The sequence below is a fragment of the Bacillus sp. WMMC1349 genome, assembly GCF_013155385.1.
In the GTDB taxonomy this organism is placed as follows: domain Bacteria; phylum Bacillota; class Bacilli; order Bacillales; family Bacillaceae; genus Bacillus.
Genome location: NZ_JABJUQ010000007.1, coordinates 15,700 through 28,683 on the forward strand (window position 1 = coordinate 15,700; position 12,984 = coordinate 28,683).

8 protein-coding genes are annotated in these 12,984 nt (G+C 42.6%); all 8 read left to right on the forward strand.

The genetic code is table 11. The features are described from left to right. Positions 1-131: 131 nt before the first annotated feature. Positions 132-3,710, forward strand: a complete 3,579-nt coding sequence (rpoB, locus tag HOO54_RS02440) for a DNA-directed RNA polymerase subunit beta (RefSeq protein ID WP_172292066.1) — start codon at positions 132-134, stop codon at positions 3,708-3,710. Positions 3,711-3,767: 57 nt separating this feature from the next. Next, the gene (gene rpoC, locus HOO54_RS02445) at positions 3,768-7,367 is read left to right on the forward strand and encodes a DNA-directed RNA polymerase subunit beta' (RefSeq protein ID WP_172292315.1); all 3,600 of its coding nucleotides are present in this window, start codon (positions 3,768-3,770) and stop codon (positions 7,365-7,367) included. Positions 7,368-7,487: 120 nt separating this feature from the next. Beyond that, positions 7,488-7,736 (forward strand): 50S ribosomal protein L7ae-like protein, encoded by a 249-nt coding sequence (locus HOO54_RS02450; protein WP_172292317.1) that lies wholly within the window; start codon positions 7,488-7,490, stop codon positions 7,734-7,736. A gap of 104 nt (positions 7,737-7,840) precedes the next feature. Continuing rightward, positions 7,841-8,257 carry a 30S ribosomal protein S12 gene (rpsL, locus tag HOO54_RS02455; protein ID WP_172292319.1) on the forward strand — a complete coding sequence of 139 codons (417 nt, stop codon included), beginning with the start codon at positions 7,841-7,843 and terminating at the stop codon, positions 8,255-8,257. Between the two features lie 170 nt (positions 8,258-8,427). Next, positions 8,428-8,898 carry a 30S ribosomal protein S7 gene (gene rpsG / locus HOO54_RS02460; RefSeq protein ID WP_172292321.1) on the forward strand — a complete coding sequence of 157 codons (471 nt, stop codon included), beginning with the start codon at positions 8,428-8,430 and terminating at the stop codon, positions 8,896-8,898. A 50-nt stretch (positions 8,899-8,948) separates the two neighbouring features. Beyond that, on the forward strand, positions 8,949-11,027 hold the full coding sequence (fusA, locus tag HOO54_RS02465; protein WP_172292323.1) for an elongation factor G: 2,079 nt from the start codon (positions 8,949-8,951) through the stop codon (positions 11,025-11,027). Positions 11,028-11,145: 118 nt separating this feature from the next. Beyond that, positions 11,146-12,333 (forward strand): elongation factor Tu, encoded by a 1,188-nt coding sequence (tuf, locus tag HOO54_RS02470; protein ID WP_172292325.1) that lies wholly within the window; start codon positions 11,146-11,148, stop codon positions 12,331-12,333. A gap of 308 nt (positions 12,334-12,641) precedes the next feature. After that, complete coding sequence (rpsJ, locus tag HOO54_RS02475; protein ID WP_003156464.1) at positions 12,642-12,950, forward strand: 30S ribosomal protein S10; 309 nt, start codon at positions 12,642-12,644, stop codon at positions 12,948-12,950. Positions 12,951-12,984 lie beyond the last annotated feature (34 nt).

The following is a 12,984-nucleotide window of genomic DNA, read 5'->3' on the forward strand; positions in this document are numbered from 1 at the left end:
TATTTTGTTTTTGGATGTGGTTTTCTAATTAGAAACCCTTTTTTCTTTTGTCTTGTAAAGGTATTTCTTACATATATGAGAAAGAAATGCTTGTTACACATATATTACGCATGATTTGAGGGGTGAATCAGTTGACAGGTCAACTAGTTCAGTATGGACGACACCGCCAGCGCAGAAGCTATGCACGCATTAGCGAAGTGTTAGAATTACCAAATCTCATTGAAATTCAGACCTCTTCTTATCAGTGGTTTCTTGATGAGGGTCTTAGAGAGATGTTTCAAGACATATCACCAATTGAGGATTTCACTGGTAACCTCTCTCTGGAATTTATTGATTACAGCTTAGGTGATCCAAAGTATCCAGTAGAAGAATCAAAAGAACGTGATGTAACCTATTCAGCTCCGTTGCGGGTTAAAGTTCGCTTAATCAACAAAGAAACTGGCGAGGTAAAAGACCAGGATGTTTTCATGGGGGATTTCCCGATCATGACAGACACCGGTACCTTTATTATTAACGGTGCGGAACGCGTCATTGTATCTCAGCTTGTTCGTTCTCCAAGTGTATATTTCAGTGGTAAAGTTGACAAAAACGGTAAAAAAGGTTTTACCGCAACTGTCATTCCAAACCGTGGCGCATGGTTAGAATACGAGACAGATGCGAAAGATGTTGTTTATGTCCGCATTGATCGCACACGTAAGTTGCCGGTTACGGTTCTTTTGCGTGCTCTTGGCTTTGGATCTGATCAGGAGATTATTGATCTTGTCGGTGAAAACGAGTATTTGCGCAATACTCTTGATAAAGATAATACAGAAAACACTGATAAGGCACTTCTTGAAATTTACGAACGCCTCCGTCCTGGAGAGCCGCCAACAGTGGAAAATGCAAAGAGTTTGCTTGACTCAAGGTTTTTTGATCCAAAAAGATATGACCTTGCAAGTGTAGGACGTTATAAAATTAATAAAAAGCTCCACATTAAAAATCGTCTTTTCAATCAACGACTTGCGGAAACGCTTATCGATCCTGAAACAGGAGAGATTCTTGCTGAAAAAGGTACGATTTTGGACAGAAGAACACTTGATAAAGTACTGCCATACTTAGAAAATGGGATCGGCTTTAAAAAGCTGTATCCGAATGGCGGTGTAGTCGAAGATGAAGTGATCCTTCAATCTATTAAAATCTACGCTCCAACTGACCAAGAAGGGGAGCAAACGATCAATGTGATCGGGAATGCTTTTATTGAGGAAGGTGTCAAAAATATTACACCAGCCGATATTATCTCTTCAATCAGCTATTTCTTCAATTTGCTTCATGGAGTTGGAGACACTGATGATATTGACCATTTAGGAAACCGCAGACTCCGTTCTGTAGGTGAACTGTTACAAAACCAGTTCCGGATTGGTCTAAGCAGGATGGAACGCGTTGTTCGGGAAAGAATGTCCATTCAGGACACAAATACGATCACGCCTCAGCAACTGATTAACATTCGTCCTGTTATTGCTTCTATTAAAGAATTTTTCGGAAGTTCACAGCTTTCTCAGTTCATGGATCAAACAAATCCGCTTGCTGAGTTAACGCATAAGCGTCGCCTATCAGCGCTCGGACCTGGTGGTTTGACACGTGAACGTGCCGGAATGGAAGTGCGTGACGTTCACTATTCACATTATGGTCGGATGTGTCCGATTGAAACACCTGAGGGTCCAAACATCGGGTTGATTAACTCGCTTTCTTCGTTTGCTAAAGTAAATCGTTTTGGCTTTATTGAAACACCTTATCGCAGGGTTGATCCTGAGACAGGAAAAGTTACGCCAAGAATCGATTATTTAACGGCTGATGAAGAAGATAACTATGTTGTGGCACAGGCAAACGCTCGCCTTGCTGAAGACGGTTCATTTGTTGACGACCAAATTATCGCCCGCTTTAGAGGTGAGAACACAGTTGTTCCAAAAGACCGTGTTGATTACATGGACGTTTCACCAAAACAGGTTGTCTCTGCAGCCACTGCGTGTATTCCTTTCTTGGAAAACGATGACTCAAACCGTGCTTTGATGGGTGCGAACATGCAACGTCAAGCCGTTCCGCTTATGCAGCCTGAATCACCAGTTGTCGGAACCGGAATGGAGTATGTATCAGCGAAAGACTCTGGTGCTGCTGTCATCTGTCGCTATCCGGGAATCGTTGAACGGGTAGAGGCTAAAAATGTTTGGGTTCGCAGATATGAGGAAGTAGATGGTCAAAAGGTAAAAGGAAATCTTGATAAATACAGTATGCTGAAATTTGTTCGTTCCAACCAGGGAACTTGCTATAATCAGCGTCCAATTGTGAGCGTCGGAGATGAGGTTGTAAAAGGTGAAATTTTAGCTGATGGTCCTTCTATGGAAAAGGGTGAACTTGCCCTTGGACGCAATGTGATGGTCGGCTTCATGACATGGGAAGGCTATAACTATGAGGATGCCATCATCATGAGTGAACGCCTTGTTAAAGACGACGTATATACATCGATCCATATTGAAGAATATGAATCAGAAGCTAGAGATACGAAACTTGGGCCTGAAGAAATCACACGCGATATTCCAAACGTTGGAGAAGATGCTCTTCGCAACTTGGATGAGCGCGGTATTATTCGTGTCGGTGCTGAAGTAAAAGACGGAGATCTTCTTGTTGGAAAAGTAACGCCAAAAGGGGTTACTGAGCTTACTGCAGAAGAACGCCTGCTTCATGCTATTTTCGGAGAAAAAGCGCGTGAAGTTCGCGATACATCTCTCCGTGTTCCGCACGGCGGAGGCGGGATTATCCTTGATGTCAAAGTTTTCAATCGTGAAGATGGCGATGAACTGCCTCCTGGCGTCAATCAGCTTGTCCGGGTGTACATTGTTCAGAAGCGTAAAATTTCTGAAGGGGACAAAATGGCAGGCCGACATGGTAATAAAGGGGTTATCTCGAAGATTCTGCCTGAAGAAGATATGCCATATCTACCTGATGGAACACCAATTGATATTATGTTAAACCCACTCGGCGTTCCATCACGGATGAACATCGGGCAAGTATTGGAGCTTCACCTCGGTATGGCTGCACGCCGTCTCGGTCTTCACTTCGCATCACCGGTATTTGACGGTGCCCGTGAAGAAGATGTATGGGAAACGCTTGAAGAAGCTGGGATGTCAAGAGATGCAAAAACTGTACTATACGATGGTCGCACGGGAGAACCGTTTGATAACCGGGTTTCTGTTGGGATCATGTATATGATCAAACTTGCCCACATGGTTGATGACAAACTCCATGCTCGGTCAACAGGACCTTATTCACTCGTTACTCAACAACCTCTCGGAGGTAAAGCGCAATTCGGCGGACAGCGTTTTGGTGAGATGGAGGTGTGGGCACTTGAAGCATATGGTGCTGCATACACACTTCAAGAAATTCTGACTGTTAAATCCGATGATGTCGTGGGTCGTGTGAAGACTTACGAAGCGATCGTAAAAGGTGACAACGTGCCAGAACCAGGTGTTCCAGAATCGTTTAAAGTATTAATTAAAGAACTTCAAAGTTTAGGTATGGATGTTAAAATTCTCTCAAGTGATGAAGAAGAAATTGAAATGAGAGACTTGGAAGATGATGAGGATGCAAAACAAAATGAAGGTCTTACTTTATCGAATGATGAAGATGAAGAAGCGGCATCCCCTGATATAGAACATGATAGCGTCACGAAGGAATAAATGAATTTTTGTGCAAGTGACAGGGTATAACCCGAAGAAAAAAGGGAGGTAGGCCCCTTGCTAGATGTGAACAATTTTGAGTATATGAACATCGGTCTCGCTTCACCTGATAAAATCCGTTCATGGTCTTATGGAGAAGTGAAAAAGCCTGAAACAATCAACTATCGTACTTTGAAACCTGAAAAAGATGGTCTGTTCTGTGAGCGCATTTTCGGTCCTCAAAAGGACTGGGAATGCCATTGCGGAAAGTACAAGCGAGTTCGTTATAAAGGCGTAGTTTGTGACCGTTGTGGAGTTGAAGTAACGCGGGCTAAAGTCCGACGAGAAAGAATGGGACATATTGAGTTGGCGGCTCCAGTTTCTCATATTTGGTATTTTAAAGGAATACCAAGCCGTATGGGTCTTGTGCTAGATATGTCACCTCGTGCTTTAGAAGAAGTGATCTATTTTGCTTCCTATGTGGTAACAGACCCGGCCAACACGCCGCTTGAGAAGAAGCAGCTGTTGTCTGAAAAAGAATACCGGGCATATCTTGATAAATACGGAAACAAGTTTCAAGCTTCTATGGGCGCAGAAGCGATCCATAAACTTCTTCAAGATATCGATCTTGTAAAAGAAGTAGATGCACTTAAAGAAGAGCTTAAAACGTCTCAAGGACAGCGACGGACACGGGCGATCAAACGACTTGAAGTATTGGAGGCTTTCCGTAATTCCGGAAACAAACCATCTTGGATGATCCTTGATGTTCTTCCGGTTATTCCTCCTGAACTGAGACCGATGGTACAGCTTGACGGTGGTCGTTTTGCAACATCTGATTTAAATGATCTTTACCGCCGTGTCATTAACCGTAACAATCGCTTAAAACGTCTTCTTGATCTTGGAGCACCAAGTATCATTGTGCAAAACGAAAAACGTATGCTTCAAGAAGCAGTCGACGCATTAATTGATAATGGGCGCAGAGGTCGTCCTGTTACAGGTCCAGGAAATAGACCGTTGAAATCACTTTCTCATATGTTGAAAGGTAAACAAGGTCGTTTCCGTCAAAATCTACTCGGGAAACGTGTTGACTACTCAGGTCGTTCTGTTATCGTTGTTGGTCCGAACCTGAAAATGTACCAGTGTGGACTACCGAAAGAGATGGCTTTGGAACTTTTCAAGCCTTTCGTCATGAAAGAACTGGTTGAAAAAGGTCTTGCCCATAACATAAAGAGTGCGAAGCGTAAAATCGAACGTGTTCAACCAGAAGTTTGGGATGTTCTTGAATCGGTTATTAAAGAGCATCCGGTACTTCTAAACCGTGCCCCTACGCTTCACAGATTGGGAATTCAGGCATTTGAGCCAACACTTGTTGAAGGCCGTGCCATCCGTCTTCACCCGCTTGTTTGTACAGCATACAATGCAGACTTTGATGGTGACCAAATGGCGGTACACGTTCCTTTATCAGCCGAAGCACAAGCGGAAGCGCGTATTCTTATGCTTGCTGCACAAAACATTCTCAATCCTAAAGATGGAAAACCGGTTGTTACACCATCACAGGATATGGTACTTGGAAATTACTACTTAACATTAGAGCGCCCTGGTGCAGTCGGGGAAGGTATGATTTTCAAAGATACAGATGAAGCGTTGTTAGCCTATCAAAACGGGTATGTGCATTTGCATACGAGAGTCGCTGTTGCGGTTAATTCTTTGAAGAATGAAACATTTACTGAAGAACAGCGTTCTAAGTTGCTCATGACAACCGTAGGAAAGTTGATCTTCAATGAAATTCTTCCGCCATCATTCCCGTATATGAATGAGCCGACAAAGAGTAATATTGAAGAAAAAACGCCTGATCGTTTCTTCATAGACTATGGTGTAGATGTGAGAGCCGCAATTCAAGGACAAGAAATTAATGCCCCATTTAAAAAAGGCATTTTAGGTAAAATTATTGCGGAGATATTCAAAAGATTCCACATTACTGAAACATCGAAAATGCTTGACCGCATGAAGAATCTTGGTTTTAAATTCTCTACCAAAGCTGGAATTACAGTCGGTGTTTCTGACATCGTGGTTCTGGATGATAAGCAGAGAATCCTTGAAGAAGCCCAAGGGAAAGTTGACAACGTTCTGAAACAATTCAGACGCGGTCTAATAACAGAAGAAGAACGTTATGAACGTGTCATTTCCATTTGGAGTGCGGCGAAAGATACGATTCAAGGTAAGTTGATGAAATCGTTGGATGAAGTGAACCCGATCTACATGATGAGTGACTCTGGAGCCCGGGGTAATGCATCAAACTTTACACAACTTGCAGGTATGCGTGGTCTGATGGCCAACCCGGCAGGCCGGATTATCGAACTTCCAATTAAATCGAGTTTCCGAGAAGGTTTAACAGTGCTAGAGTACTTTATTTCAACGCACGGAGCTCGTAAAGGTCTTGCCGATACAGCGCTGAAGACAGCCGACTCAGGTTACTTGACTCGCCGTCTTGTTGACGTAGCTCAAGATGTTATTATTCGTGAGACAGATTGTGGTACGGATAGAGGTATTTTGGCAAAGGCTATTACAGAAGGCACAGAAGTGATCGAACGCCTTGAAGAGCGACTGATTGGTCGTTTTGCAAGAAAGCCTATTAAACATCCTGAAACCGGGGAAGTTCTCGTTAAAGAGAATGAGCTGATTGATGAAGACAAAGCACTGGAAATTGTTGAGGCAGGCATAGATGAAGTCTGGATTCGCTCTGCATTTACATGTAATACATCACATGGTGTATGTAAACGATGCTATGGTCGCAATCTGGCGACTGGCACAGATGTTGAAGTTGGTGAAGCAGTCGGAATCATTGCAGCCCAATCGATTGGTGAACCTGGTACACAGTTAACGATGCGGACCTTCCATACAGGTGGGGTTGCTGGAGACGATATTACCCAAGGTTTACCGCGTATTCAGGAATTATTTGAAGCTCGTAATCCGAAAGGTCAGGCAACAATTTCTGAAATTGACGGTGTCATAGCTGAAGTTAACGAAGTCCGTGACAAACAGCAGGAAGTCGTCGTTCAAGGGGAAGTAGAAAGTCGTTCATATACGGCTCCTTACAATGCCCGTCTTAAAGTATCTGAAGGCGACAAAATTTACCGCGGACAGGTACTAACTGAAGGTTCAGTTGATCCGAAAGAACTTTTGAAAGTAACGGATATCACCACAGTTCAAGAATATCTGTTACATGAAGTGCAAAAGGTTTACCGGATGCAAGGTGTTGAAATTGGTGATAAACACGTCGAGGTGATGGTTCGTCAGATGCTCCGCAAAGTACGGGTTATCGATGCCGGGGACACAGACGTGTTACCTGGAACACTGCTGGACATTCACCAGTTTACACAAGCAAACAAAAAAGTATTGCTTGAAGGAAAAAGACCTGCGACAGGCCGCCCTGTCATACTTGGAATTACAAAAGCATCGCTTGAAACAGACTCCTTCTTGTCTGCTGCTTCATTCCAAGAGACAACACGTGTCTTGACAGATGCAGCGATTAAAGGAAAACGCGATGAACTACTCGGTCTGAAAGAGAATGTTATTATTGGGAAACTTGTTCCAGCGGGAACGGGTATGCAGAATTACCGCAAAGTAAAACCAATCAAACAAGCAAACCCTTCCGAGGAAATGGTTCCTACAGAATAAAAATTAAAATCACCTAAAGAAGGATGTCTAAAAATGGTCATACTGTGTTGACATCCTTCTTTTAGGATGATAATATAATCAAGGTGCTCAAGTTAACCTGTTACTTTGGAGGATATTCTGATGTCTTATGATAAAGTATCACAGGCACAATCTGTTATTATCGGTACGAAGCAGACAGTTAAAGCGCTCAAACGCGATTCAGTAAAGGAAGTTGTCGTAGCAAAAGATGCGGACACTAGTCTGACAACTCAGGTCATTACTCTGGCAACTGAACATGGTGTTCCGGTTACAGTGGCAGAGTCTATGAAAAAGCTCGGCAAAGCCTGCGGAATTGAGGTAGGTGCAGCAGCTGTTGCCATTATTCAATAACGTACTTGTTGTTTTTGCTTGTTTGCAAAGACATTGTTTTTTGTATTAAAATGAACCACCTGGGTATGTGGATTATAAAACGTAATGAAAGGAGGAGATTCAACATGCCTACAATTAATCAGTTAATACGCAAGGGACGCGAGAATAAAGTGGAAACTTCTAAGTCTCCTGCACTTAACAAAGGATACAACAGTTTCAAGAAAGAGCACACTAATGTATCTTCACCACAAAAACGCGGGGTATGTACACGTGTTGGTACAATGACACCTAAGAAGCCAAACTCAGCACTTCGTAAATATGCCCGTGTGCGCCTGACAAATGGAATTGAGGTTACTGCCTACATTCCTGGTATCGGACACAACTTGCAAGAGCACAGTGTTGTACTAATCCGTGGCGGACGTGTTAAAGACTTACCAGGGGTACGTTATCATATCGTACGTGGTGCGCTTGATACTGCCGGTGTTGAAAACCGTGCACAAGGTCGTTCTAAGTATGGTACAAAACGTCCTAAGAAAAAATAATGATTAAGGCTTAAATAAAACCAAAAAGGGTTTTTAAAGCAAGAAATTCTGGCAAAGCTGTTTAAAGGCATCGGACTTCCGCGTCATGCGGTTGTTCACCCTTTTGGCGGTATAAGAGCGAGAAACTCATCTGCTTAAAGCCCGTATACAATAGAAGGGAGGATAATCAGATGCCTCGTAAAGGTCCTGTAGCAAAAAGAGACGTTTTACCTGATCCGCTTTATAATTCTAAGCTTGTAACTCGTTTGATCAACAAAATGATGATCGACGGTAAAAAAGGTAAAGCTCAAACAATCCTATACAAGTCATTCGATATCATTAAAGAACGTACCGGCAACGATGCAATGGAGGTTTTCGAACAAGCATTGAAAAACATCATGCCAGTACTTGAAGTTAAAGCACGTCGTGTAGGTGGTGCGAACTACCAAGTGCCTGTAGAAGTACGTCCTGATCGTCGTACGACTCTAGGACTTCGCTGGTTAGTGAATTACGCTCGTCTTCGTGGAGAAAAGACAATGGAAGAGCGTCTAGCTAACGAAATTCTTGATGCAGCTAACAATACTGGTGCTGCTGTTAAGAAACGTGAAGATACGCATAAGATGGCAGAAGCTAATAAAGCATTTGCTCACTATCGTTGGTAATCTTACGCGAAAAAAATATTATTCCCTAAGAAGGAAGGAGAAAAGACCCAATGGCAAGAGAGTTCTCCTTAGAAAAAACACGTAATATCGGAATCATGGCTCACATTGATGCCGGTAAAACAACAACAACCGAACGTATCTTGTTCTATACTGGCCGTATCCACAAAATTGGTGAAACTCATGAAGGGGCTTCCCAAATGGACTGGATGGAACAGGAACAAGAACGTGGTATCACGATTACATCTGCTGCAACAACTGCACAATGGAAAGGATACCGAGTAAATATTATTGACACACCAGGACACGTAGACTTCACTGTTGAAGTTGAACGTTCACTTCGTGTGCTTGACGGAGCTGTTGCTGTCCTTGACGCACAGTCCGGTGTTGAACCACAAACGGAAACCGTTTGGCGTCAGGCAACAACTTATGGAGTACCTCGTATCGTATTTGTCAACAAAATGGACAAAATCGGTGCTGATTTCCTTTACTCTGTAAGTACTTTAAGAGATCGCCTTCAAGCGAATGCACATGCAATCCAATTGCCGATTGGTGCTGAAGACCATTTTGAAGGGGTTATTGACCTTGTAGAAAATGTCGCTTATTTCTATGAAGATGATCTTGGTACTCGTTCAGAAGCGAAAGAAATTCCTGATGAGTATAAAGAAAAAGCTGAAGAGCTACGTAGCACCTTAATTGAAGCTGTTGCTGAGCTTGATGAAGAGCTGATGGAAAAATATCTTGAAGGTGAAGAAATCACTGTTGATGAGCTGAAAGCTGGTATCCGTAAAGGTACATTGAATGTAGAGTTCTATCCAGTTCTTGCTGGTTCTGCATTCAAAAACAAAGGTGTTCAGCTGGTACTTGACGCAGTTCTTGATTACTTACCTGCGCCAACTGATGTACCTGCGATCAAAGGTATTGTTCCTGACTCTGATGAAGAAGTCGTACGCGAATCTTCTGATGATGAGCCATTCTCAGCCCTTGCATTTAAAGTGATGACAGACCCTTACGTTGGTAAATTAACGTTCTTCCGTGTGTACTCTGGAACACTTGAGTCAGGTTCATATGTGAAAAACTCTTCTAAAGGCAAACGTGAGCGTGTCGGTCGTATTTTACAAATGCATGCCAACAGCCGACAAGAAATCTCTACAGTTTACGCTGGGGATATTGCGGCAGCTGTTGGTCTGAAAGATACATCTACCGGGGATACTCTTTGTGATGAAAAGAGTCTTGTTATTCTTGAATCAATGGAATTCCCAGAACCTGTTATCGACGTTGCGATCGAACCAAAATCAAAAGCTGATCAAGATAAGATGGGTGTTGCTTTAGCTAAACTTGCTGAAGAAGATCCAACTTTCCGTACGCAAACTAACCCAGAAACTGGGCAAACGATCATTTCCGGTATGGGTGAACTTCACCTTGATATTATCGTTGACCGGATGAAGCGCGAATTTAAGGTTGAAGCAAATGTTGGTGCACCTCAAGTTGCGTACCGTGAAACATTCCGTTCCGGTGCAAAAGTTGAAGGTAAATTTGTACGTCAATCAGGTGGGCGCGGTCAGTTCGGACACGTTTGGATTGAATTTGAACCAAATGAAGAAGGCGCTGGCTTTGAATTTGAAAATGCGATCGTCGGAGGGGTTGTTCCACGCGAATATATTCCGGCTGTTCAAGCGGGTCTTCAAGACTCACTTCAAAACGGTGTATTAGCTGGCTTCCCGCTGATCGATATTAAAGCGAAACTTTTTGATGGATCTTACCATGATGTTGACTCTAACGAAATGGCGTTTAAAGTCGCTGCTTCTATGGCATTGAAAAATGCAGTCAGCAAATGTAACCCTGTTCTTCTTGAACCAATCATGAAAGTTGAAGTGGTTATTCCAGAAGAATATATGGGAGATATCATGGGTGACATTACATCTCGACGCGGCCGTGTCGAAGGTATGGAAGCTCGCGGTAATGCCCAAGTCGTTCGCGCGATGGTTCCTCTTTCTGAGATGTTTGGTTATGCTACTGCTCTTCGTTCTAACACGCAAGGACGCGGTACGTTCACAATGCACATGGATCATTATGAAGAAGTGCCGAAGAGCATTTCAGAAGAAATCATCAAAAAAAATAAAGGCGAATAATTGATTTTGCCGCTGCATTAAAGTATAACTACTATTGTAAGATCAGAAAGTGGAATTACGATTTCACTTTCTATCACTCTATATTATAAAAATAACCTTTTTAAGGAGGATTTTCAGAATGGCTAAAGAAAAATTTGACCGTTCCAAATCACATGCCAATATTGGTACAATTGGACACGTTGACCATGGTAAAACTACATTAACAGCTGCTATTACAACTGTTCTTTCTAAAACAGGTAAAGCAGAAGCACGTGCATATGATCAAATCGATGGTGCACCAGAAGAACGTGAGCGCGGAATCACAATCTCAACTGCACACGTTGAATATGAAACTGACACTCGTCACTATGCACACGTTGACTGCCCAGGACACGCTGACTATGTTAAAAACATGATCACAGGTGCTGCGCAAATGGACGGAGCTATTCTTGTAGTTTCTGCTGCTGATGGCCCAATGCCACAAACTCGTGAGCACATTCTTCTTTCTCGTAACGTAGGTGTACCTTACATCGTTGTATTCTTAAACAAATGCGACATGGTAGACGATGAAGAGCTTCTTGAATTAGTAGAAATGGAAGTTCGCGATCTTCTTTCTGAGTATGAATTCCCTGGTGATGATGTACCAGTTATTAAAGGTTCTGCTCTTAAAGCTCTTGAAGGTGACGCTCAATACGAAGAGAAAATTCTTGAATTGATGGCTGCAGTTGACGATTACATCCCAACTCCAGAACGCGAAACTGACAAACCATTCATGATGCCAGTTGAGGATGTATTCTCAATCACTGGTCGTGGAACAGTTGCTACAGGACGTGTAGAGCGTGGTCAAGTTAAAGTCGGTGACGAAGTAGAAATCATCGGTCTTCAAGAAGAAAACAAGAAAACAACTGTTACAGGTGTTGAAATGTTCCGTAAGCTTCTTGACTATGCTGAAGCTGGAGACAACATCGGTGCACTTCTTCGCGGTGTAGCTCGTGAAGATATCCAACGTGGTCAAGTACTTGCTCAGCCTGGTACAATCACTCCACACCAAAAATTTAAAGCTGAAGTTTATGTTCTTTCAAAAGAAGAAGGTGGACGTCATACTCCATTCTTCTCAAACTACCGTCCTCAGTTCTACTTCCGTACAACTGATGTAACTGGTATCATTCAGCTTCCTGAAGGTGTAGAAATGGTTATGCCTGGAGACAACATCGAAATGACTGTTGAACTGATCTCTACAATTGCGATCGAAGATGGTACTCGCTTCTCTATCCGTGAAGGCGGACGTACTGTTGGTTCAGGCGTTGTTACGACGATCACTGAATAATACTTAATGAAAAACGAGATCCGTTGGGTCTCGTTTTTTTTAGTGAATTTTGTTTTTTTTAATATGGGAGGATTAATCCTTGATTAACTCCGTTTGAATCTGTATAATAAAAAAAGTGTGCAAATGACGTAATCTCTAATATTACCTTGCAACATGCCTAGTTTTTTTGTATAATAGTGCATGTTGGTCTTTGACTGCGATGAAGTGAGAGGTTGCTGACACACCCGGCCGCTTTGCCATGGCAAGGTGATTCAGGTTTTTCTCACGGAGAATTGTCTAATGTAAGTAGGCGAAAAGGAGGGAAAATAATGGCAAAACAAAAAATTCGTATACGTTTAAAAGCTTATGATCATAGAATCCTTGATCAATCTGCTGAGAAGATTGTTGAAACTGCAAAGCGTTCAGGTGCCAGTGTATCTGGTCCGATTCCATTGCCGACTGAAAAGTCTGTATACACGATTCTTCGTGCAGTTCATAAATACAAAGATTCTCGTGAGCAATTTGAAATGCGTACACATAAACGCTTAATCGACATTGTAAACCCAACACCACAAACTGTCGATGCCTTAATGCGTTTAGACTTACCATCTGGTGTCGATATCGAAATTAAACTTTAATGAAAAAAATATAGAGTGATCTTAATAGGAGGTG

Bases quoted from the DNA above. Each gene is read 5' to 3' on its own strand.
- rpsL (WP_172292319.1), top strand. From the start codon at position 7,841: ATGCCTACAATTAATCAGTTAATACGCAAGGGACGCGAGAATAAAGTG.
- rpsJ (WP_003156464.1), top strand. From the start codon at position 12,642: ATGGCAAAACAAAAAATTCGTATACGTTTAAAAGCTTATGATCATAGA.
- rpsG (WP_172292321.1), top strand. From the start codon at position 8,428: ATGCCTCGTAAAGGTCCTGTAGCAAAAAGAGACGTTTTACCTGATCCG.
- fusA (WP_172292323.1), top strand. From the start codon at position 8,949: ATGGCAAGAGAGTTCTCCTTAGAAAAAACACGTAATATCGGAATCATG.
- tuf (WP_172292325.1), top strand. From the start codon at position 11,146: ATGGCTAAAGAAAAATTTGACCGTTCCAAATCACATGCCAATATTGGT.
- HOO54_RS02450 (WP_172292317.1), top strand. From the start codon at position 7,488: ATGTCTTATGATAAAGTATCACAGGCACAATCTGTTATTATCGGTACG.